Here is a 21,690-nt window from a genome sequence, read left to right on the forward strand (position 1 = left end):
TCACGCGCGCCAGAGCGCGAGCACCCACAAGAAAACACCCACGAGCGCGACGAAGACGCCCGCCCGCGCCCGCGCGAGATCGAAGTCGCCCGGCGACGCGCTCGAACGGCGCACGGCCCACGCCGCGCCGCCCGCCCACGCGACGAACGAGACGAGCAGGAGCACGACCCACGGCGTGCGCGGCGCCTCGTCCCGAAGCAACGCCGCGAGCTGCTTCTCCTCGATGCGCTGCGGCGGCTCGGTCCGCGTGCCCGGCGGGCGCGGCGCCGCGGCCTCGATCCGCGCGATGGCCACGTTCGCGCGGTCGAGGTCCTCCTGGTGCGGCACGAGCAGCCAGCGCGTCTCGATCGCCGCCGTCCGGACGCCGCGCCAGGCGAGGAGCGCGAGATCCCGATCGCCGAGACCTTCCGCCGTCGTAGCAATCGACGCGAGCCGCTCGTAGGCGACCCGCACGTGCGGCGCGCCCGGCGCATACCAGCCCGCCGCCCTCCGCGCCCGCACCGTCGCCTCGTACGCATCGCCGCGCCGCAAGGCCGCCGTGCTCTCGGCGATCTCCGATTCGCCCGACCACACGACACGCGCCGTCACCGCGCCGAGCAAAAGCCCGACGATCGCCGCGGCCCCGAGCGCGCGTACGACCCGCGTGACGAAGCGCGCGCGCGCCGGCGAAATCGGGGGCGAAGGGGCCGCGTGGCTCACAGAAAATCACGCTCGTTGAAGACGAGCGCAGCCACGGCCAGGAGGCCGATCGACCAGCCGAGCGACGTGAGCGAAGCCATGCCGAGGTACGAAGAGAGCTTCACGTCGATCGCCTCGCCGACGAGCAGCGGACGCGGCGGCACGAAAATTTGCAGGTTCGGGACGATCTTCGAAAGCCCGACACCCATGTCGTGAATCGTCTGTCCGAATTGCTTCACGGGCAGCCGCGCCAAGCTGTCCGCCTGCCGGCCCACGATCCACACGCCCAGCGTCAAAAGCGCCGAAAGGAAGGGCGTGGAGAACGAGGAGAAAAGCGTGGCCGCCGCGGCGACGATGGCGATCTCGAGGATCGTGAGCGCGCCCGACGCGAGCACCACGCGCCGCTCGTCGGGCGCGACGCCGGAGAGCACGACGCCGAGCACGAGCATGCCCGCGGCCCACGGGATCACGCCATAGGTGCGCATCGCCGGGATTTTCCAGCCGACGAGGCCCATGAGCAAAAGCCAGCCGAGCGCGGCGCCCCCGATACGATAGAGATGCGCGACCTCGTCGCCCGCGCCGAGGCCCGCGCTGAGCAGGAGCACGAGGCCCGCGTCGGCCATGACGAAGACCCCGATCGTGAGGAGCGTGCCGAGGTACTTGCCGACGAGGTACTCGCCGCGGCGAATCGGCCTCGCGAGGATGGGAAAAAGCGTCTTCTGTTCGAGCTCGCGGTAGAGCGAGGTCGCGCCGATGACGATCGCCACGAGCAAGCTGAAGAGCGAGATCGAGGCCGCGCCGAGGTCGCTCACGACGCGCGGCGCGTTCTTCAGCGTGAAGGCGCCGACCACGAGCGCGTAGAGCGACACGAAGAAGGCCATGACCGCGAGCCCGAGCAAGATGCGCGCGCGCACCGACTCGCGGTACGTGTTCAGGGCGATGACGCCGATCCGGCCGAACATGGCGCGGAACGTATCACGAAGCGATCGGTTGTCAGACCTTGCGGACGCAGCCGCCGCCCACGTCGAGGAAGCGGCCCCGCCGCAGGGCCGACTCGAGCGCCCCGTCGAGGCCCGTCAGGATCGACCCGCCGCGCTGCAAACGCGCAAACGCCAGACCCGTGTTCGACGCGGCCCAGTAGGCCGCGAAGCGCAAGGCCGCGTCGCGATCGGTCGGCTCGCGGTCGAGCGCGTTCATCAGGCAGAGCGTCCAATCCTCGGACGAATAATCCTTCGCGTCGGTACGAATGGCCCGGATCTGGCCACGCTTCGGCCGATCGAAGCGCCCCACGCGCAGGCCGTTGTCGATCGCTCGCTCGACGGCGACGCGCGCTTTGGCCTTCTTGGCTTCGTCCTCCTCGTCGGCGAGACCGAGCAGGACGAGCGCGTCGAGCGCTTGCCCGACAGCGTCGTCCCTGTCGAGCGCGCCCTTGCCGAACAGGATCTCGAAGACCCAATCGACCTGCGCATCGCGGCTTGCGTGCACGAAGCCCGGCTCGCCGTGGTTTTCCGATTCCACCCGAGGAGAGGCCGACCTTCGCCGATTTCGAGGAGGTGTCATTTTGCCCGTTCCAGCCCCGGATCGAGGCCGAGCGAGCGGCGTATGTACTTCGGTGTGGGCGCGCCGTCGAGCCCCCACGAGGCACCCTACGAAAAAGCTTTCCTTCGTGTCGTGTCGTGATGTGGGCAATATTTCACGGGTTCGGCGCGACGCGCGCCCCGACCCGGAGGTGCGTCACGCCGAATGGTTTCGCTCGACGTCGCTCGCCTCGTCACTACCCTCGGGCCCGTGGTCGTATCCGGTGGTCAGGGCCAGGGGCGTTCGCAGTCGTTTCCGTTCCCTACGCGCTTCGCCGCGCTCCGCCGTGGGAACGTCGCTTACTTCGACGCCGGAGAGGGTGAAGGCGTGGTGTTCGTCCACGGACTCGTGGGTGATTTCACGCACTTCGAGCATCTCATGAAGCCCCTCGCCGGGCGATTTCGCCTGGCAGGGCTCGATCTTCCGGGCTGCGGGCTCTCGTACAAACCGACGACGCGAAACACGATCGCGGGGTACGCCGATACGCTCCTGGAATGGATGGATGCGCGCGGGATGCACCGGGTGACGCTCATCGGGCACTCGGCCGGGGGGCAGGTCGTGGCGCGGGCAGCGCTCCAAGCGCCGGATCGAGTCGAGCGGCTCGTGCTGATCGGTTCGGCGGGGATGCGCCGGTACCCGCCTGGAACGCCGTGGCTCGCCGAGACGCTCCTTCAGCCCTGGCTCTTGTCGCGCACGCTCGATCGGCTCGCGATGCCGATGCTCGATCACGTGTTCGTCGCGCGAAACGCGTATACCGAGAAATTCGTGAAAGACTCCCTCGACAGACCGGTTCGCCCGACCATGGATGAAATGGCGAAGGTGTTTCACGACCTGGCAAAGGATCTGGTGTCCCCGACGATCCTGGAGAATGCGCACCTCTTCCGCATGCCAGTCCTGGTCGTCTGGGGAGAACGAGACCGGCTGATTCCACAGGAGAGCGCGGCGGAGGTGGCAGCCAAGCTACCGAGGGTTATAATGAGAGTCATTCCTGGGTGCGGCCACTTGCCCATGATCGAATGCCCGGACGAGGTCGTCCGGACGATCGAGGGCTTTTTCGGCTCTGTGATCGTGCCCGAGGTGACCAGGACGGCCCCCGCATGAAATCCGCAGTCGCGCAGCATTCGAGCGCGTCACGAAGCACCCGGAGACACGGGCACATCGTTCCCGAGATTCGCAGCGACGTCGTCCGTCGCTCGCACCGCATCCTCTCGCGGATCGTGAAATCGTACTTTCGCAGCGAGATACGCGGCGCCGAAAGGCTCCCTTCGTCACAGACGATCCTCGTCGCCCATCACGACGGCGGCGTGCTGCCCATCAATGGCATCTGCCTCGGCGTCCACTGGTACGACCATTTCGGCTTCGATCGTCCGCTCTACGTCCTCACGCACGATCTCCTGCACAGCTTGTGGGATCCGTTCTCCCGCCTGCTCGCGGATTCGGGCCTGCTCCGCGCCGACCGCAAGGCCATGGACGCCGTGCTCGAGCGCGGGCAATCCGTCCTGATCTTCCCCGGCGCCGCGCGCGAGTCGTTCCGCCCGTTCTGGCACCGCAAGAACATCGACCTCGGCGGCCGCAAGGGCTTCATCGCGCAGGCGATCCGCTGGGGGCTGCCCATCACGCCCGTGGTCTCCGCCGGCTCGCACGAGACCGTCGTCGTTCTATCGGGGGGCCACGATTTCGCGAAGATGCTCGGCATCCCGAAAATCGTCCGCTCCGCCGATGTCTGGCCCCTGCTCGCAGGGCTGCCGTGGGGCGTGTGGGCGCTGCCGTTCCTGCCGCATATCCCGCTGCCTGCGAAGATCACGACCGAGGTGCTGCCCCCGATCCACCTCTCCGAGGCGCTCGGCCGTGACCTGAACCCCGATGACGCCTCCGATCCGGAGATCGTGCAGGCCGGCTTCGACCTCGTCGTCGGCCGCATGCGCAAGCGCCTCGGCGAGCTCTACGACGAACGCAAGTACCCCGTCCTCGGCTGATCCTTCAGCGCTTGCGGGGCGAGCTCCACTCGCGGCGGAGCAGGCCGTAGACGCACTGATCGATGCGGCGGCCGTGGATCATGAAATGCTCGCGCAGCGTGCCCTCGTGCACGAAGCCGAGCTTCTCCGCGAGCCTGCGCGAGGCGCGGTTCGGCTCGCTGATGTACGCGAAGAGCCGCGCGAGGTCCGTCTGCTCGAAGACCCGATCCACGAGCGCCGCCACCGCCTCCGTGGCGATGCCGCGGCGATGGTGGGCCTGCGCGACGTGGTAGGAGAGCTCGGCGTGGCCGAGGCGAAGGCTCGGCCGCAGGATCGAGACGATCCCCACGCACTCCTCCTGCCACTGCACGATCCAGCGATGCTCCTGCTTCTCGGGGTCCGCGAGGTCCGGCGTCGACGCGACGAGGCGGCGGCGCAGCGCATCCACCGACCAGGGCTCGATCGGCATGTGACGCTGGGCGTGCGCCTCGCTCCGCCAGCCGAACCAAAGCGGCGCATGCGCGGCGCGCGGCGGCACGAGCTGGACCTGGGAAGCACGCGAGACCGCAGAGAGGGACATCGTCATCGCAAAGAGCGCGGTGGGGGTCCGGAGAGGCGCGATGCTAAGGGCAGTCGCCTTCTCGCGCAATGGACGGAGTAACGTTCAAGACGATCCTTCTCGAATCCCACGTTTCACGATATCTCTCGGGGCTGTTCGAATCCTTCAAAAAACCCGGGAGCTTGCCATGTTCACCCGCGTTCGGCCTCGTCGCACATTGCGTCTCTCTGTCATCACGTCCACCGCCCTTGCCGGTGGTGCGCTCACTCTCCTCGGCGCGTCGCTCTTCGGATGCGGCGCCGAGACGTCGGACGTGTTCCAGACCGGCGGGAGCGCCGGCGCAGGAAACAGCACGAACACGGGCGGCTCGGCCGGGGCCGGAGGGCAAGCCGGCGCAGGGGGCGGGCAAGGCGGAGACGGCGGCGGGCAAGGCGGCGCGGGCGCCGGGATGAGCGGGTCCGAGGACTGCCTCGACGGCAAGGACAACGACGGCGACGGCGACGTCGACTGCGAGGACGCCGATTGCACGGCAGGCTTTACCTGCGTGGACGAGGCGCCCGCGGGGTGGTCGTACGCGTGGACCGCGGAAGGCGACGCGCCGCCCCCGTCCTGCGGGAACGGCCCTGCGCCCGAGGAGCTCTTCACGGATCCCGCGGGCGCGGCCGCGTGCTCGGCGTGTACCTGCGGGGATCTGCAAGGCGGGGCGTGCTCGATGCCGGGGCTGCAATGTCATCCGAACTCGGGCAACTGTTTCGGCGGCGGCGAGAGCTGGACGAGCGCGTTCCAGAGCGGCGCCACCTGCGTGAAACCGACGGACCTGCTCGGCTTCGCAGCCCTGCTCTCCTGCCGCCTGAACGGGAGCGCGATGGTGACCTCGCCCGGGAGCTGTCCGCCCTCCGTGAGCGATTTCCAGAACAAGGAGCCCTTCGCCGGGCGGATCCTCGCGTGCGCCGCGAAGACCTCGAACGGCGGATGCGGCGCCGGCGCGGCCTGCGCGCCGAAGCCCGCCATGGACACGGAGAGCCTGTGCATCCGGCAGGAGGGCGATCACGCCTGCCCCGACGGCTTCACACAGACGGTGAGCTACAAGAGCGCCACGGACACGCGCGCCTGCAGCGCGTGCTCGTGTGCGCCCCCGACGACGTGCACGGGCGGGCAGTATCGCTTCTTCGACTACGACATGTGCACGGAGGGCGGCGACAATCCCATCGCCGTCGACAGCAACACGTGCAGGAACGTGGGCGCGTCGCTCGACTCGAGCACGTGGTCGATCCAGCAAGTCCTGGCCACGCCGAGCGGCGGCTGCACCGCCACGGGCGGCCAGCCGACCGGAGAGCTCAGCCCGGAAGGCGCGGTCACCTTCTGCTGCAAGTGAGCCCTGATTTGGAGGGATGAACGGGGGGAAGGAGGGGCTCGGCGCGGAAGGCCGAGCCCCTTTTGCCTTGTCTCAGGCGCGCCGACGGCGGCGGCCGAAGGCGAGGAGCGCAGCGCCGAGCGCCGCGAGCAGGCCACGCGAAGCGTCGTCGTCGGACGCGACCGCGCAACCCGAGCAGCCACCGGAGAGCGCGATGCCGTCGTCCGGCTCGGCGCCGCCCGTGCCACCACCACCGGCGCCACCGGCGCCACCCGCGCCACCGGCGCCGCCTGCGCCGCCCACGCCGGTCGGTTCCACGCACTGCCCGATGGTGCTGTCCATCGAGGTGCACTCGAGCCCCGTCGGGCAACCGTTGCCGCCCACGCCGCGGCAACCCTCGACGCAAGCCTTGTTCGGGTTGCACACCAGGCCGCTCGTCTCGCTGCCGCAATCGGCGTCCGTCGCGCAGGCCATGTCGTCGCTCGGGTCGTTCGGATCGGTCTCGCCGCCGTCGACCGCGCCGTCGCCGTTCGCGTCCTCGACGCCGTCGGCGATGCCGCCGTGGTCGGTGTCCGCGTTGATCGGGCTCGTCGTCGTCGCGCCCATGTCCGCGTCGGGCTTGCAGATGTTCGCCGCCGGATCCGTCGCCGGGTTCGAGCAGTCGAGACCAAGCTCCAGGCCGTCGGGCAAGCCGTCGTTGTCGCTGTCCGGGTCGACGACGTTCTTGATGCCGTCGCCGTCCGTGTCCTCGGCCGGGTTCGGCTCCTTGCCGTCGATCACGCCGTCGTCGTCCGTATCCGCGTCCATCGGATCCGAGCCGAGGAAGTTTTCGAGCTCGTCGCTGAGCCCGTCGCCGTCCGTGTCGAGGATCGTGTTGTCGTCGCCGGGGGTGTTCGGATCGCCCTCGCCCGGATCGACGACGCCGTTGAGGTTCCAGTCCTCGGAGCCGTCGGAGAGGCCGCCGTCGTCCGTGTCCGCGTCGAGCGGGTTCGTCTTCGTCGCGCCCATGTCGCCGTCGGGCACGCAGCGGCCGGCGCTCGCGTCGGTCGCGTCGTTGTCGCAGCCGAGGCCGAGCTCCGTGCCGTCGAACAGACCGTCGTTGTCGCTGTCGGCGTCGAGCACGTTGATGAGGCCGTCGCCGTCCGTATCGGCGCTCGGGTTCGGCTCCTGCCCGTCGGGCACGCCGTCGTCGTCCGAGTCCGCGTCGTTCGGATCCGAGCCGAGGAACTCTTCGAGGTCGTCGGAGAGGCCATCGCCGTCCGTGTCGACGACGGTGCTGTCGTCGCTCGGATCGTTCGGATCCTTCTCGCCCGGATCGATCTGGCCGTTGAGGTTCGAGTCCTCCGAGCCGTCCTTGATGCCACCGCCGTCGGTGTCGGGGTTGATCGGGCTCGTCTTCGTCGCGCCCATGTCCGCGTCGGGCACGCAGACGGCCTTGTTCGTCCCGGGCCCGTTGCAGTCGTAGCCGAGCTCGGTGCCGTCGAGCAGACCGTCGTTGTCGCTGTCGGGATCGAGCGCGTTGATGAGGCCGTCGCCGTCCGAGTCCTCGGCCGGGTTCGGCTCTTGCCCATCGGGCACGCCGTCGTCGTCCGAGTCCGCGTCGTTCGGATTCGTGCCGAGCGTCTCTTCGAGTTTGTCCGAGAGCCCGTCGCCGTCCGTGTCGGTGTTCGTGCTGTCGTCAGCGGCGACGTTCGGGTCCGTCTCGCCCGGATCGATCTGGCCGTTGAGGTTCGTGTCTTCCGAGCCGTCGGAGACGCCGCCGTCGTCCGTGTCCGCGTCGATCGGGCTCGTCTTCGTCGCGCCCATGTCCGCGTCCGCCCGGCAGGTGCCGGCGCTCGTGTCGGTCGCGGCGTTCGAACAGTCGAGCCCGAGCTCGGTGCCGTCGAAGAGGCCGTCGTTGTCGCTGTCGGCGTCGAGCACGTTGGGCACGCCGTCGCCGTCGGTGTCGACCGCGGGGTTCGGCTCCTGGCCGTCGAGCACGCCATCGTCGTCGCTGTCGGCGTCGTTCGGATCCGAGCCGATCTGCTCCTCGAGTTTGTCCGAGAGGCCGTCGCCGTCCGTGTCGGTGACCGTGTTGTCGTCGGAGGGATCGTTCGGATCGCCCTCGCCCGGATCGATCTGGCCGTTGAGGTTCGCGTCCTCGGAGCCGTCGCCCACGCCGCCGTTGTCGGTGTCGGCGTCGAGCGGATCGGTCTTCGTCGCGCCCATGTCGGCGTCGGGCACGCAGGTGCCCTTCGAGGCGTCGGTCGCCGGGTTCGAGCAATCGAGTCCGAGCTCGGTGCCGTCGAGCAGGCCGTCGTTGTCGCTGTCGGGGTCGAGCGCGTTGATGAGGCCGTCGCCGTCCGTGTCGATGTTCCACTGCGGCTCGTCGCCGTCGGGCACGCCGTCGTCGTCCGAGTCGGCGTCGTTCGGGTTCGTGCCGGCCGCGTTCTCGTCGTCGTTCGAGAGGCCGTCGCCGTCCGAGTCGATGATGATCACGGTGGGAGGCGCGCCGGGGTCGCCGCCGTTGCCGTCGGTGGGCGTGTCCTCGGCGGGCGCGCCTTGCGTGCCGCTCGCGTTGATCACGCCCTGGTTCAGGATGCTGCCGCCGACGCCGGGGTTCACGGTGACGCGGAAGCGGACCGAGGTCGACTGACCGACGTTGAGGCTGCCGCCGAGGGTAGCGTTCGCGCCCGTGCCGAGGCGGACGGTGACCGTGCCCGAACCCGCGTCGAAGTCGCCTTGATCGTCGGCCGTCGCGTCCGTCTTCGCGCCCATGTTCGGGCCCGAGACGATCTCGAGCGAGCCGGGGACGTAGGTGACCTCGGCGGGAAGTTTGTCCGTGAGGATCGTGTCCTTCGAGGTGTCGTCGCCCGTGTTGGTGACGACGAGCGTGTACTCGAGCTCGTCACCGGGATCGACCACGCCGCCGTTGAGATCGGACACGCTCTTCGCGGACGTGGTGAAGTCGGGCTTGAGCGTGGAGATCGAGGTGATGAAGCCGCCGAGGATGTAGCCGTCGGAGGACGTCTTCGCGACGAGATCGGCCGACGTCGAGCCGGGGACCACGTCGTTGGTGATGTCGACGATGTCGAGGTCGATGCCGCTCATGCTCCGGGCCCCGCCCGTGAGCTGCGGCAGATCGCCGAGGTTCGAAACGGCTGCGCCGAGGGAGGAGCGCGTGCTGTTGAAGAAGTTGTTCCCCGGATTGACGGGGTTCGTGAGCGTGATGCTGTTCCAGAGCAGGCTGTCGCCTTGCTGCTGATCGTCGCCCTCGTACGCGACGACCCCGAGCTTCGCGTTGAAGCCTGCGAGCGGCACGTTGAAGCCGGAGATCGTCGCGGTGACGCCTTCGGTGTTCTCGCTGCTGACCTCGTCGAAGCCGTCGAAGAGCGCGATGTTGCGCGGCGGCTCGCTCTGGAGCTCGTAGATGACGACCATCCACCAGCCGGCGAACACCGAGTTGTTGCTGAGGTTGAGCAGCTCGACCGAGTCCACGCCGCTCACGCGATAGGCCCCCGAGCCGTTCGCCTGCACGAGCGCGGTGACGTCCGCGACCGACTGGTAGTAGCCTTGGATGTTCGAGAGCGATTCACCCACCTTGAAGTCGGTGGCAGTGACGTTCGCCGAGAACATGCCATCGGGGCCCATCTCACGATCGAGCGTGATCGTGGTGTCGGCATTTCCGTTGGTGCTCCGAGCCGCCCAGTAGAGATAGGCGTGCGTGACGGTGGCGCCGGCCGGGATGGTGAGGTGCGCGGTCGTTCGCGCCAGACCCGAGGTCACGGCGATGTCCGCGCTGGCGGAGGCAGGCGCCAGCAACGGGTTCGCGCGCCAGAAGACATCAGGAGCGTTGTCGGTCGTGTTGGTACCACACATCCCGATGTTCCCGACGTCGGGCGTAGGGACACCGGCGCCGCAGTCCTGCGCGAGCGTGTTGCCGATCAAGACGAAGTCACCCCGCTGGGTGACCTGCACGCGCTGCAACGGTGCTGCGCTCGCCGTACCCGCCGTCACGCAGGCGAGAGCGGCGACGATACCGCTGAGGGCCGTTCTTCTTCTCATTCATCCTCTCCAAGCAATTGGATGGTCACGTTGGTTATGATCAAGTTCCGTACCAGCAGTGGATGCGCGCGTCATCCCCAAGAACCGCGCGCTCTTGCCCGATGAAGAAAGATTCATATCGATGCCTGTAGGCATCGATCCTGTGCGGCTCGTTGTCCTCACCCCGCGCGGAGGCGTTATGCTCGCCGCGCGCCACAGGGCAACGTTCTCCTACCATGCACATCGAACTCATCATCGTTCGCCACGGCCAGTCCGAGGGAAACCGAGATCGTGTCTTCACGGGGCACGGACCCTCCCCGCTCACCGAGCGCGGGCGTCGTGAAGCTGACGCTGTCGCGCGGCGCATCGCCGAGAAGTCGGTCTCGGCGATCTACGCCAGTGACCTGCCGCGCGCCCTGGAGACAGCAGCGCCCATCGTCGAGAAGACAGGCCTAGAGCTCGTCGCAGACCCGGCCCTGCGCGAGAGAAATTTTGGCGATCTGACGGGCACCTCCTTCGCCGACATCGAAGCGCGCCACCCCGACGTGTGGCGGGCGCTGCTCACGCGCGACCCGCTCTTCCGCCCGCCCGGCGGCGAGTCGAACGCCGACTGCCGAGCCCGGATCGCGGGCTTCGTCGAGGGCCTCTTCGCCCGCGGCGCCGAGGGTCGGATCGTGCTCGTGAGCCACGGCGTCGCGATCAACCAGCTCCTCTATCACCTGCTCGGCGTGCCGGTCGAAGCGCCGCCGCCCGTCGTCTTCCGCGTGGACAACTGCTCGGTCCAGCGCGTCGAGCGCCACGACGACACCGTGCGCATCGTCTGCATCAACGACCGCAGCCACCTCGACGGTTTGACCTGAAAACGAAATGGGCCCCCGGACGAACGCTCGTCCGGAGGCCCATGGCCGTGGCTCGTTCACGAGACGCGCGTCAGCACTTGCGCCACGCGAGACCGTACGTCTGACGCACGACGAGGCTGAGCGTGTCGAGGGTCATGAGACCGCTGCCCGTGCGGTTCGCGAGCGTCGAGACCGCCGCCTGCGTGTTGATGTTGAGCGGACGGGTCGCGCCGCACGGCGACCACACCGCGGCCTCGAGCGCGAGGTTGTCGCGGCGGAAGTAGTTCTCCGAGAAGGGCCCGACGAGCTTCGTGCGGAAGGTGTAACCAAAGCCGCCGGTGAAGTAGTAACTCGACGTCTGCGTCCCGACGACGGCCGGCTCGAGGTCGGCGTAGCCGCGGTAGTCGCCCGAGACGAGCGAGAAGCTGTAGCCTTGCGGGAACGCCAGATCGACGGTGATCTGACAGAACTTGCGCGCCTCGCTCGGCAGCCCGACCTGGCTCGCCTCGGCGGTGAACGCCCCGAAGATGAGCTCCAGGGCCTTTCGATCCTCGGAAAGGGTGCCGGCGACCGAGGCCTGCGGGCAACCCGTCCCGTTGTACACGAGCCCGCGGATCTGGACGCCCTCGGGTGCGTCGACGAGGTCGTAGGGCTGTGCATCGGCCTGCGAAGAGACGCCGAGGACTGCCGAACCGGCCGCGACGAGCGCAACGAGCAGCTTCTTCATTCTGATACCCCCCTTGTTCGATCGCTCGCGGGTGACGACCCGCGGCGGTGCATGGGCACGACGAGAGCGCAGGGGTCCGCCCAGACCGCCCCCCGCCGTGCCGTCCGCTTCCGAACCTATGGAGGCGAGCAGGCAGCCGCAAGCCTCGGACGGCGCTCACGGCGCGCTTCCTTTCCCGCGTTTTCGAAGGCGCCGGCCTCCCCCCGGCCCTCTCCTGGGGAAGCGAGGGGGAATGGAAAACGAAAAACGCCGTGTTCCAGATTGGAACACGGCGTTTCTTTCGCTGCGGGTTCTTGGTGGACCTGACAGGGATCGAACCTGCGACCTCTAGAGTGCGATTCTAGCGCTCTCCCAACTGAGCTACAGGCCCGTCAGCGACTCGCGGGACTCTACTGATAGAGCTTCACGAGTCAAGACGAAAGTTTACGTTTCGGCCGCTCGGTCAACCCCCCGGCCTCGGTTGGGCGCGGGCGGCGGGGTTTTCGAAGGAGAACAGCTTGTTCTTCTCCAGCTTGTACGACGCGGTCTTGCCGAAGGGCGGGTTCATGTCCTGCACCCAGTACACCTCGCCCGAGACGATCGTGTCCTCGGGGCGCCCCGTGCGCTCCGGGTAGCGGTAGATGAAGTCCCGCATCGCGTCCCGGTACGCCGAGTTCGCCGGCAGGTGCATGCGGTTGAAGTAGTCGCTCCAGATCTGGTTGTACCGGAGGCTCTGCGCCTTCGTGAGGTCGAACTCCGGCGGCTTGCCGGTGAACGGGTCGATCGAGCGGCCGTCGATGGTCTTCGCGTCGACCACGATCGTGCCGTCGTCCATCACGGGGTTCGGCGAGAACATGAACCAGCCCTGCAAGTACCGCATCTTCTGCGCGAGCACGCGCAACGGCTCGGGATGCGGGACCTTCACGCGGCGGTTGATGACCCAGAGCTCGACCATCGCCTGGTTCACCGCGCCCGCGAGCATCGCGACGACCGCGAGCTCGCGCAGCGTCACGACGAAACGCCCCGCCTTCCGGCGAAGCGGCGAGGGCTCCGCGACGCTCACCGCCCCCGGCGCGCGCGGGACACGCAGGCCGAAGATCCGCGACACGTCGCGCGCCGTGACGGCGTTCCAGATCGCGTCGACGAGGTGCGAGAGGCCAGGCACGCGAAGGAGCCAGGCGATCGCAGGACCGAGCGGCAACGCGGCGATGATGTCGGCGAGCGCGGCGCTCCGTTCGAGGCGCGCGGGGTCCTTGGGGTGCTCGACGGCGACGCCCCGCGTGAGACCCTCCTCGGCGCGGAACGTGAGCAGCTCGTAGAGGTCGAGGCGCTTGAGCACGCGGCAGAGCCAGAGCGAGGCGCCGGACGAGGCGTCGAAGAGGACGACACGCGCGCGGTGGCCGCGGCGCATCGTGCGGGCGGCGAGGTCCCAGTCGTCGGAGGTGAAGAGCAGCGTGGAGAAGACGCACATGGCCCAGGCGAAGGGGCCGAGGACGAAGGTCGCGCCGAAGCCGATGTGGAGGATGCACATGAGCGCGACGGCGAGCCTTCGGGCCCAGGTGCGGCCGAGCGGCGAGGCGAGGCAGATCGGGATCGTGGCCTCGGCCATCAAGACGAACTTCGTGCCGACGATGATGAGCGCCGGCGGGACGAGGCCCCGCACGGCCGCCACGATCGGGGTGACCATGCGGTCGACCCAGAGCACGTAATGGACGGCGGTGCCGTTTTTCCAGGCCGCCCCGGTCTTGTGAATGACGTTGAAGTAATAAATGGCGATGATCTGGAGGAGGATCACGCCGGCCACGAGCGAGACGTGGGGCGCGAGGCGCCGCGGATCGATGACGTCCGTGCGGTCGTTGAGCTCGTCCGCGTTCGCCTCTTTGCGACGGCGCATCGAGTCGAGCAGGGCGTCGACGGAGAAGCGGTCCCCCATCGGGAGGAACGCGGTCCACATCACGAGGAGGTTGAAAACGACGTATCCGCCATTCTCGATGAGGAGGATGCGGCCATTCATGCTGGCCACGAAGATCGCGGCGAGCACGTGGGCGATACGCGTCTTGTAGCCGACGAGGACGCAGGTGAACGTGACGAGGAGGACCGCCCAGAGGGCCCATAACTCGGGGGCGGTGGAGAAGGCATTGAAGAGGGTGAACGCGCCCCAGGCCTGCGGGCGGAAGAGGTTCAGGTGCGTCGGCAAGACCCCCTTGTCGGAGTACATGTGGAGCCAGTCCGGCGTGCGCCGGACGAGGTCCGTGACGAGGAGGAAGCCGAGCATGATCCGGGCGAAGCCGAGGGTCCGCCGGTCGATGGTGAGGTAGACGTCGCGGAGGATCGTCCAGTAGCCCTGGAGGTGCCACGCGAGCCACCCGAGCCCGGTCGGCTTCGCGGGTGCGGCTTCGGAAGGCTCTTCCGGCGCTTCGTCGAGGGCCTCGGAGGCCGTGCTTGCGTCGATGGGCGGCTGGCCGGTGGCGGAGCTCATGGGGCGCTCCCCCATTAGCGCGAATTTCGAGCCGCCGCACCTCTTCCCTTCCCCTCCCCTTCCCGGACATGGCCGTTTGCGTTAGGCTCGGCGCGCGCGTGGGTATCCAGCGCGGGGCTATCGCATGCTAGACGCTACGGAACGGAAGACCCTGGCCTGGTGCACGTTCATCGCAGGGGTGTTATGCCTGATCCCCGGCGAGACGCCCCGCGGGCCGCGGGTATGGGACTACGCGCGGCAGGTCCTCCTCGACCGGCTGCTGGACCATCGAGCCACGCAGATCGCCTGGACGCTTTGCGCGATCTGCGTGATCCATCATCTGTGGAAATCTCGAACCGAAGCGGTTTCGCCGCCGGCCGCACCCGAGGCGCCCGCGGAGAGCGCCCGGACGGGCGGGGTGTAGGCGGAGCGCTCTCGGTTGGTTCTTGACAAGCTCGCGTCGCTTCGGCGTGACGCTCGTCCCTTCCGGCGATGCGGCGCTCCTTCCGTGGCCGGGCTGTCGGGACTCCCTCGGCCCAGCGACGCGTAGCTCGTCGAGGCAGTCACGATAACAATCATCCCCGCTTTGGGCCGGTCCCCGCTCCCCGGCCTATCAATCCTCCGGCGTCCCGGCCCCTTGCTTTGCCTTTGCGGCCCGCTTCGCGCGCCTCCGCGCGGTCGCCTTCTCCGCCGCCGCGAGCAAGGGGGCGCGGACGGCGTCCACCACCGCAGCGGGCGCGGTCGATTGCTCCAGGTTCGCGAGGAGCGTCTCGGCGACCGTGGCCCACGCCCGCATGCGCTTTCGGACCTCGGCCGGGGCAATGGCGACTTTCTGCGCCTCGGCGGCGGCCTGCGGCTTCTGGTTCTCGACGGCCCCGAGCTTTTGCCCCGTCTCACCGAGCTGCAATGCGAGGTCCTTGGCCGACGTCCCCTTGTCGACGTGAATGACCTCGAGCAGGGGGGCGAGCTCGCCCTCGGCGAGCTTCGCGATCTGCGCGGCATTGCCAGCTTCCGCCTGGTACGAGGCAGAGACGATGTTGAGACGCTGGGGGAACAGCGCATCCCGTCCGCTCTCGATGGCCTCCGCGGCCGCTTCATTGGGCACGGGCTTCCCAAGCTCGTAATGCTGGGCCGCGAGCATGGAATAAAAAAGCGCGCGCGAGAGGTGGTCGTGCCGAGCGTCGAGGTCCTCGGCCTCCTCACCGAGGGCGCGGAGCGCGGACGCCGAGGTGTCGCCGTCCCGCGCCGCGACGAGATTCACGTGCACGGCCTCGATGCGCCCGATGAGCGGCGCGATCTCCGGAATGGCGAGGAGGGTGGGTTTGTGTTGGGGATCAAGCCAGTGCGCAGAGACACTGATCATCTCCCCGATTTGTAGGTCACGGACGGAAGCTGTCATGGTGTGGGAATGTACGACATGCACGGAACGGTTGGCAAGGGTGGGATGGCAGGGGTGGGATGGATACGGGAGGAACCTCGGAGGTTGGCTTCGAACGCCGCGCGGAGGTCGAAGGTGACCTCGGACGTGGGTTCAGGGCTCGGCGCGGAGCTCGAAGGGAACCTCCGGGGTCACCTTCGAGCGCTCGTTGCCGTCCGAGTCGACCTGGGAGGTTGGCTTCGAGCGCCGCGACGGGCTGCGCTTCGACCTCGGAGGCGACCTTCGCGCGCCGCGCGACACCTCGATCCGACCTCCGAGGTCACCTTCGAGTTTCGCGTGGCGCTCGGACCCGACCTCGGAACGGTTCTGAGTGGCCTGACCCGGGGCTCCCCGTCGCGGAGCTGCGCCCCGTGGCCACGCGCCCGATCGTCGCGCGGCGGCTTCCCTTGGCGGCGCGGCCGTGGCGAAGCTCCGCGGCCAGGTCGGGCATCGTGCGGGAGCCCGTGCCGCGTGAGCCCGTCCCGACGGTTTCGGCCGCTGCGCTCGCTGTTCCGCGGTGGAAGCACGCGATGCCCGCAGCCTCTTCGATTCCCACGCTGATTCTGGGCACCATCCCGACCTCGGGCCCTGTCTCCGCCGCGCCGACGCCCGCGGCTATTGCGGAAATCGTGCCCCTGCCCCCCGACGCGGCCCCCTCGCAGTTCTTCACTGCGCTCGACGGATGGGCCTCTGCCCCGAGGGCGGTCCCCGCCGTGAGCCGCGTGAGTTTCCATTCTTCTTTATCGGGCGTGTTGTTCACGCCGCGCCCGCGACGACGCGGTCTGTGCCGGGCATGTCAAGAATAAAAATGCGGCAGTCGTCGTGAGGTATCTTCCTCATCGTCTGGGGGGGGCGGAGGGCACGGACGACGACCATCGATCGATCCCCGTGCCGAGCGAGATCGCATCGAGCTCACCCATCGCGTCCCGCAGAAACGCGCCATCAAAACCGAGCGACGACGACACCTCCGCCACCAGGCCCCGCGCATCATAACGTCGCTCGACGACGTGCGGCCCTTGCACCTCGCGCACCACGCGCCCGAGCGCGTCCCGCTCGAACTTCACACACGCGGCGTCGTTCTCGGCCTCGACGAGCGCACCATCCGCGCGATAAGCGAACCGCTCCTTCGTGCCGTCGGGATAACGAACACACGTCACCCGCCCCAGCGCATCACGCTCGAACGTGACCGCGCGCCCGCTCGCCTGCATGTACTTCACGAGCCCCCCGCCCGCGTCGTACACGTAGCGCTGACAGCTCCCGTCGAAGCCGATCTCCGCGCTCACGCGCCCGCACGCGTCGCGCGTGAGGGTATGGATCTCGCCAGCCTCGTTCTCGATCGCCATCCGTTGCCCTTCGGTATCATACCGCAGACGAACCGTCTCGCCTGCCTCCTCACGCAGCGCGAGGTGATGGAACCCCGTATAGCCAAACCGCACGTGGCGTGCATGGTCCTTCGCCTCGATGGGGTTTCCCTCCGGATCGTACTTGATCCGCAGATGATTCCCGTCGGGCTCCTCGACCTCGATCAGCCGGAGCGCGTCGTACCTGTACCTCGTGACTCCGCCCCGCGCGTCCCGATGCTCGATGACACGGCCCAGAACGTCGTGGACGAGCTTCTCCTCGCCCCCGTTCGGGTAGCGGATCCGCGGTACGAAATCGAAGGTTCAAGGGTGGCCTGATGCAGCCTCGGGGAATGCCTCTTCGATGATCTTTACGACGAGCTGGCGCAGACTGGAACCGCAACCCGGACAACGAAGGATTTCTCGCTTCGCTACCTTCTCGTAGAACATGTCGGAACCTCTACCAGGGTAGTAATCCCCGGGGGGCATAATAAGCGTATGCCATTGCCTCTTGCAGGAAAAGCAGATGGTATTCGAATACACCGTCCGAACCGACCCCTCGAAGTCGCTGTCTGTGTATCGATCCGAGAATACCTTTTCGTCGAGCCCAATCGTCTCCGCCTCGGTCTCCCAGTGAAGCAAGTAGATGAGGGCGACCGTGCTATTACGCCCCCACGGGACCAGGATCAACCTGATGTTTAGGAGATGGTTGAGCTTCCTCCTGATGTATTCCTGGGCTCCGTAGCGTATCTCGTAACCCATCACAACATCGCCCTCGGATGGGACTGGTGTGCCATGGCTGCAATACACAAATGGATCGAGTCCCTCGGGTCCGATTAACCTCATCTTCATGGTTCACCTCAACGCGATCATGTGGAGTATGAGCACCTCAGCTTCGGTTGCACCGTCGATCGACTGTGGAATAAGCAACTTCGTCGGGACCGATCCGGAAAAACTGCGGCTTCCAAATCTTCCAGCAACGTCTGGGTCCGTTGTCAGCGATATCATTGACCGTCGCGGCGTCATCTTCCCGAGGTCAATGCCCCATAGCCCGTGTGCCTGCACGTAATTGTCCAATGATCCCCAGTGTGCGACGTTTTGTGCATGTGCCGCCTTGGAAGCGCGCAATGCAGCAGCGATGGCCTGGTCCGTGGTAGCTCCTGCGTCCGATGCAAAGCGGTAAGCATCCCGAGCCGCATCGCTCATCAATAGACCAGTTTGTTCGTGAATGTACAGCTCTTCTCCGAAGTTGGTACCTCTATAGACCCGTGTGCACCCCGAAAGCCCCAGCGCATCGCTCCACGTCAACGGGTCCGCGACATACCCATACGCCCGCAACCCCCCGAGCAACCCAATCGGATCCTTCGAGACATACGCCCCCATCTCCGGGTCGTGATACCTGAACCGATTGTAGAAAAGCCCCGTCTCGCCATCCTCATACTGCCCCGGAAACCGCCACGGCAGCGCCGTCTTCTCCACCTCGGCCGCCGCCTTCCCATAGACGTCGACCTCCCCCTGCCACGCGACCCCGCCCCATTCATCGAACACCGCACACGGCGCCCCGACCTGATCCGCGACGATCGCCCACCGCCTGAGCCCCTGCACCTTCGCCGCCAGCGTGAACGTCCCCGGCTCGAACACCCACGCGATGGGCCCTTCCTTCGTGGAAAGCTCATGCAGCGGGACATCCCCATCCCATACCCACACGCGCTCCTCCGCGTCCGATATCTTCTTCACCCGGCGCCCGAGCGCGTCGTACTCGAACCGGACCACCTTTCCATCCGGCTTCGTGATGCCCACGAGCCGCCCCGCTGCATTCCACGTGTACTTCTCGCGTCGCCCGTCCGGCCACACCTTCGCTGCCCGGTTCCCGTCGCGGTCGTACTCGAACTTCACGCCATCCGCCGCGACGAGCGCGCCGCCCTTCTTGTACGTCCGCGGCTCGCCCTCGATCGCGGGCTGGATGTCCCCCGTCGCCGTGGGCCGCCGCCAACGCACGCGCCCACTCGGCTCCGCCGCCGCTGTCAGCCGCGCACGCTGGTCGTGGAAGTACCGCGTGAGACCGCGCCGCGAATCGTCGCGCTCCTTCAACAGCGAGCCCGGCTCCCACGTGTACGCGACACGCCGCAGCTCGTCGGTGCCATCGAGCATCGACGTCTCCGCGACGCGCCCGATCCGATCCCGTCGCGTGCGCACCGCGATCCCGCCGGGCAACCGCCGCTCGGCTTCGAGGCCCGCCACGTCACGCGTGATCGACGCTCGCCATCGATCGTCGATCAGCCGGAGCGCGTCGTACCTGTACCTCGTGACTCCGCCCCGCGCGCGGCCGAGGCCGTGTTTCCGGTGGGGCACGCGATTGCTAGCTCGAAGGCCCCAGGCCATGGCTCATGATCGGCAGTACTTGCCGATAATCTCCCAGGGAGCTTCCCTCATAGCGACGGTTCTAAGTGCGCGTACCAGTCCATCGGTCTCTGCGCGTGTGAGTGGTGGTTCATGGCCGCCGAATGGCGACGTGAGCGCGATCTCCCATCCAGCTCCAACATCTTGAAGTTTGACGCCTGGTGACTGTGCCCATGCCATATCGGGGGTGGGTTCAGTCTTGCGCAAGTATGCCATGCCGATCACCGCACGAGGAGGAGCCTGCTGACATATCTCTGCGACAGATGGGCCGCGCCCGAATCCAAAACAGAAGGCCCACGAGAGTGGAAATTTTGTACGGATGGACCTGAGTTCGTCGAGCAACTCCTGAATCGCCGTGTGTGGTCGGTGTCTGTTCGTTTTCGCGAATGCGGCAGTAGGCACCGTCCTTCGGATGTCAACCGAGTGCAACCCTAGCTCGCATGGCAGGGCGCTTGGCGCATACTCGACAATTCTCTGCTCAAGTGTACCTGTGCGACCATGCCGGAATCGAGCTAGCTCGATCTGCACGGGAAACATACCCTCACGCGCAGCCGCGAGATCCATTGGTCGCGCCTGACCGGTACCGGTTACAACATCGAACACAGCGTCGAATTCGTCGTCGTCGACACCGAGGGCATTGGTGCGGCGCCACGGCACGTCCACGGTCTCCAGCCACGAACTCACTGCGCCGACGCCCGATGCGTCGATCCAGTCCGGGCACCACATGCTGAGAACAGCTTCTTCGTTCATCGATAGGTCTCCAACCTCAGGGCCCACACCTGCTCATCTTGCGTACGATGTTTGCTATCTGGTGCTTCTTGAGGAAGAACGCGGATGCCACTTGTCCCACATAGTCTCCGTCTCGGAAGAAAAAGACCGCAGCTTTTCTGCCTTGGAATGTGGCGAAGTGGCCGATCACTGGGCTTCTTCCAAGTTGGTGGTAGAATGTCTGATTGCTCTGCCGAAGATGGTCGACGATCGCGCGGACACGATCCAGGTCGTGCCCTTTCATTGCCCGGCGTCCGAGTAGCTCACTTGCGTGCCGGTCCCAGAAGTGATCGTAGATTTCCTGTTCGGAGAGAGCACGCGTTTGGCGTGTGATCTTGTCAATTGGATACAGGCCGAGCGGATCCAGCCAAGCAAGCGGATCCTCGACGTACACATAGGCGCCCAGACCCCCAAGCAACCCAATCGGATCCTTCGAGACATACGCCCCCATCTCCGGGTCGTAATACCTGAACCGATTGTAGTAGAGCCCCGTCTCGACATCCTCATACTGCCCCGGAAACCGCCACGGAACCGCGGTCTTCTCCCCCTCGGCCGCCGCCTTCCCATAGACGTCAACCTCCCCCTGCCACGCGACCCCGCCCCACTCATCGAACACCGCACACGGCGCGCCCACCTGATCCGTGACGATCGCCCACCGCCGCAACCCCTGCACCTTCGCCGCCAGCGTAAACGTCCCCGGCTCGAACACCCACGCGATCGGCCCCTCGCTCGTGGAAAGCTCGTGCAGCGGGACATCCCCATCCCATACCCACACGCGCTCCTCCGCGTCCGATATCTTCTTCACCCGGCGCCCGAGCGCGTCGTACTCGAACCGGACCACCTTTCCATCCGGCTTCGTAATGCCCACGAGCCGCCCCGATGCATTCCACGTGTACTTCTCGCGCCGCCCGTCCGGCCACACCTTCGCTGCCCGGTTCCCGTCGCGGTCGTACTCGAACTTCACGCCATCCGCCGCGATGAGCGCGCCGCCCTTCTTGTACGTCCGCGGCTCGCCCTCGATCGCGGGCTGGATGTTCCCCGTCGCCGTGGGCCGCCGCCAACGCACGCGCCCACTCGGCTCCGCCGCCGCTGTCAGCCGCGCACGCTGGTCGTGAAAGTACCGCGTGAGACCGCGCCGCGAATCGTCGCGCTCCTTCAACAGCGAGCCCGGCTCCCACGTGTACGCGACACGCCGCAGCTCGTCGGTGCCATCGAGCATCGACGTCTCCGCGACGCGCCCGATCCGATCCCGTCGCGTGCGCACCGCGATCCCGCCGGGCAACCGCCGCTCGGCTTCGAGGCCCGCCACGTCACGCGTGATCGACGTACGCCACCGATCGACGCCCGTGCCGAGCGAGATCGCATCGAGCTCGCCCATGTCATCACGCAGGAACGCGCCATCAAAGCCGAGCGAGGACGACACCTCGGCCACCAAGCCCCGCGCGTCGTAGCGCCGCTCGACGACGTGCGACCCTTGCAGCTCGCGCACCACGCGCCCGAGCGCGTCCCGCTCGAACAAGATGATACGCCCGCGCGGCCGCATGCTCCTCATAGACGTACCGGGTAGCGGATCCGCCGCACGACTTCACTCGTGAGATGTGGAGTCCCTGGGGAG

Annotated in this window: 18 protein-coding genes and 1 tRNA gene; 5 read left to right on the plus strand and 14 right to left on the minus strand. The window is 67.3% G+C overall.

Translation table 11 applies throughout. The annotated features are described in order from the left end of the window. The 3 genes from E8A74_RS10485 to E8A74_RS10495 are packed head-to-tail and all read right to left on the minus strand — an operon-like array spanning position 1 to position 2,163. Complete coding sequence (locus E8A74_RS10485) at positions 1-699, minus strand: hypothetical protein (RefSeq protein WP_232379480.1); 699 nt, start codon at positions 697-699, stop codon at positions 1-3. After that, positions 696-1,640: an ABC transporter permease gene (locus E8A74_RS10490; RefSeq protein ID WP_136928817.1), complete on the minus strand. Its 945-nt coding sequence runs from the start codon at positions 1,638-1,640 to the stop codon at positions 696-698. Before E8A74_RS10490 ends, E8A74_RS10485 begins: the two co-directional genes overlap by 4 nt. 31 nt (positions 1,641-1,671) lie before the next feature. Beyond that, complete coding sequence (locus tag E8A74_RS10495; RefSeq protein ID WP_136928818.1) at positions 1,672-2,163, minus strand: hypothetical protein; 492 nt, start codon at positions 2,161-2,163, stop codon at positions 1,672-1,674. A gap of 420 nt (positions 2,164-2,583) precedes the next feature. On the opposite strand from E8A74_RS10495, the gene E8A74_RS10500 reads away from it, so the two are divergent. Both E8A74_RS10500 and E8A74_RS10505 read left to right on the plus strand, forming a co-directional pair. Continuing rightward, positions 2,584-3,357 carry an alpha/beta fold hydrolase gene (locus tag E8A74_RS10500; RefSeq protein WP_170229022.1) on the plus strand — a complete coding sequence of 258 codons (774 nt, stop codon included), beginning with the start codon at positions 2,584-2,586 and terminating at the stop codon, positions 3,355-3,357. Then, positions 3,354-4,232, plus strand: coding sequence for a 1-acyl-sn-glycerol-3-phosphate acyltransferase (locus E8A74_RS10505; protein WP_170229023.1), 879 nt, complete (start codon positions 3,354-3,356; stop codon positions 4,230-4,232). Before E8A74_RS10500 ends, E8A74_RS10505 begins: the two co-directional genes overlap by 4 nt. A 4-nt stretch (positions 4,233-4,236) precedes the next feature. Here E8A74_RS10505 and E8A74_RS10510 read toward each other — a convergent pair whose 3' ends face one another. Continuing rightward, positions 4,237-4,791, minus strand: a complete 555-nt coding sequence (locus E8A74_RS10510; protein WP_170229024.1) for a GNAT family N-acetyltransferase — start codon at positions 4,789-4,791, stop codon at positions 4,237-4,239. Between the two features lie 196 nt (positions 4,792-4,987). Between E8A74_RS10510 and E8A74_RS10515 the strand changes: the two genes are divergently transcribed. Next, positions 4,988-6,145, plus strand: a complete 1,158-nt coding sequence (locus E8A74_RS10515) for a hypothetical protein (RefSeq protein ID WP_136928822.1) — start codon at positions 4,988-4,990, stop codon at positions 6,143-6,145. Positions 6,146-6,217: 72 nt separating this feature from the next. Here the strand turns inward: E8A74_RS10515 and E8A74_RS10520 are convergent, their stop codons facing one another. Further along, positions 6,218-10,168 carry an isopeptide-forming domain-containing fimbrial protein gene (locus E8A74_RS10520; RefSeq protein ID WP_136928823.1) on the minus strand — a complete coding sequence of 1,317 codons (3,951 nt, stop codon included), beginning with the start codon at positions 10,166-10,168 and terminating at the stop codon, positions 6,218-6,220. Positions 10,169-10,383: 215 nt separating this feature from the next. Here E8A74_RS10520 and E8A74_RS10525 point away from each other — a divergent pair, with 215 nt between their 5' ends. Next, positions 10,384-11,007 carry a histidine phosphatase family protein gene (locus E8A74_RS10525; RefSeq protein WP_136928824.1) on the plus strand — a complete coding sequence of 208 codons (624 nt, stop codon included), beginning with the start codon at positions 10,384-10,386 and terminating at the stop codon, positions 11,005-11,007. 70 nt (positions 11,008-11,077) lie between these two features. On the opposite strand, the gene E8A74_RS10530 is transcribed toward E8A74_RS10525, so the two are convergent. The 3 genes from E8A74_RS10530 to E8A74_RS10540 all read right to left on the minus strand — a co-directional run bounded on the left by E8A74_RS10530 (position 11,078) and on the right by E8A74_RS10540 (position 14,171). Beyond that, the gene (locus E8A74_RS10530) at positions 11,078-11,713 is read right to left on the minus strand and encodes a DUF4360 domain-containing protein (RefSeq protein WP_136928825.1); all 636 of its coding nucleotides are present in this window, start codon (positions 11,711-11,713) and stop codon (positions 11,078-11,080) included. Positions 11,714-12,007: 294 nt separating this feature from the next. Then, positions 12,008-12,083 (minus strand) — tRNA-Ala (locus E8A74_RS10535). A gap of 72 nt (positions 12,084-12,155) precedes the next feature. Further along, the gene (locus E8A74_RS10540) at positions 12,156-14,171 is read right to left on the minus strand and encodes an HTTM domain-containing protein (protein ID WP_232379481.1); all 2,016 of its coding nucleotides are present in this window, start codon (positions 14,169-14,171) and stop codon (positions 12,156-12,158) included. Positions 14,172-14,295: 124 nt separating this feature from the next. On the opposite strand from E8A74_RS10540, the gene E8A74_RS10545 reads away from it, so the two are divergent. Then, on the plus strand, positions 14,296-14,574 hold the full coding sequence (locus E8A74_RS10545) for a hypothetical protein (protein WP_136928827.1): 279 nt from the start codon (positions 14,296-14,298) through the stop codon (positions 14,572-14,574). A 189-nt stretch (positions 14,575-14,763) separates the two neighbouring features. On the opposite strand, the gene E8A74_RS10550 is transcribed toward E8A74_RS10545, so the two are convergent. The 6 genes from E8A74_RS10550 to E8A74_RS10580 form a co-directional block, all read right to left on the minus strand. After that, positions 14,764-15,513: a hypothetical protein gene (locus tag E8A74_RS10550; protein WP_136928828.1), complete on the minus strand. Its 750-nt coding sequence runs from the start codon at positions 15,511-15,513 to the stop codon at positions 14,764-14,766. Positions 15,514-16,403: 890 nt separating this feature from the next. Then, on the minus strand, positions 16,404-17,003 hold the full coding sequence (locus tag E8A74_RS10555; RefSeq protein ID WP_136928829.1) for an RHS repeat protein: 600 nt from the start codon (positions 17,001-17,003) through the stop codon (positions 16,404-16,406). 228 nt (positions 17,004-17,231) lie between these two features. Then, positions 17,232-17,759, minus strand: coding sequence for a hypothetical protein (locus tag E8A74_RS10565; protein ID WP_136928830.1), 528 nt, complete (start codon positions 17,757-17,759; stop codon positions 17,232-17,234). Positions 17,760-17,762: 3 nt separating this feature from the next. Beyond that, positions 17,763-19,148 (minus strand): RHS repeat domain-containing protein, encoded by a 1,386-nt coding sequence (locus E8A74_RS10570; RefSeq protein ID WP_170229025.1) that lies wholly within the window; start codon positions 19,146-19,148, stop codon positions 17,763-17,765. A 144-nt stretch (positions 19,149-19,292) separates the two neighbouring features. Then, on the minus strand, positions 19,293-20,057 hold the full coding sequence (locus tag E8A74_RS10575; RefSeq protein ID WP_136928832.1) for a hypothetical protein: 765 nt from the start codon (positions 20,055-20,057) through the stop codon (positions 19,293-19,295). Positions 20,058-20,073: 16 nt separating this feature from the next. Further along, positions 20,074-21,627: an RHS repeat domain-containing protein gene (locus E8A74_RS10580; protein ID WP_136928833.1), complete on the minus strand. Its 1,554-nt coding sequence runs from the start codon at positions 21,625-21,627 to the stop codon at positions 20,074-20,076. Positions 21,628-21,690 lie beyond the last annotated feature (63 nt).

Source organism: Polyangium fumosum, from assembly GCF_005144585.1.
Lineage (GTDB): Bacteria > Myxococcota_A > Polyangia > Polyangiales > Polyangiaceae > Polyangium > Polyangium fumosum.

Bases quoted from the DNA above. Each gene is read 5' to 3' on its own strand.
- E8A74_RS10490 (WP_136928817.1), bottom strand. From the start codon at position 1,640: ATGTTCGGCCGGATCGGCGTCATCGCCCTGAACACGTACCGCGAGTCG.
- E8A74_RS10505 (WP_170229023.1), top strand. From the start codon at position 3,354: ATGAAATCCGCAGTCGCGCAGCATTCGAGCGCGTCACGAAGCACCCGG.
- E8A74_RS10510 (WP_170229024.1), bottom strand. From the start codon at position 4,791: ATGTCCCTCTCTGCGGTCTCGCGTGCTTCCCAGGTCCAGCTCGTGCCG.
- E8A74_RS10520 (WP_136928823.1), bottom strand. From the start codon at position 10,168: ATGAGAAGAAGAACGGCCCTCAGCGGTATCGTCGCCGCTCTCGCCTGC.
- E8A74_RS10525 (WP_136928824.1), top strand. From the start codon at position 10,384: ATGCACATCGAACTCATCATCGTTCGCCACGGCCAGTCCGAGGGAAAC.
- E8A74_RS10530 (WP_136928825.1), bottom strand. From the start codon at position 11,713: ATGAAGAAGCTGCTCGTTGCGCTCGTCGCGGCCGGTTCGGCAGTCCTC.
- E8A74_RS10540 (WP_232379481.1), bottom strand. From the start codon at position 14,171: ATGAGCTCCGCCACCGGCCAGCCGCCCATCGACGCAAGCACGGCCTCC.
- E8A74_RS10545 (WP_136928827.1), top strand. From the start codon at position 14,296: ATGCTAGACGCTACGGAACGGAAGACCCTGGCCTGGTGCACGTTCATC.
- E8A74_RS10550 (WP_136928828.1), bottom strand. From the start codon at position 15,513: ATGATCAGTGTCTCTGCGCACTGGCTTGATCCCCAACACAAACCCACC.
- E8A74_RS10565 (WP_136928830.1), bottom strand. From the start codon at position 17,759: ATGAAGATGAGGTTAATCGGACCCGAGGGACTCGATCCATTTGTGTAT.
- E8A74_RS10575 (WP_136928832.1), bottom strand. From the start codon at position 20,057: ATGAACGAAGAAGCTGTTCTCAGCATGTGGTGCCCGGACTGGATCGAC.
- E8A74_RS10580 (WP_136928833.1), bottom strand. From the start codon at position 21,627: ATGAGGAGCATGCGGCCGCGCGGGCGTATCATCTTGTTCGAGCGGGAC.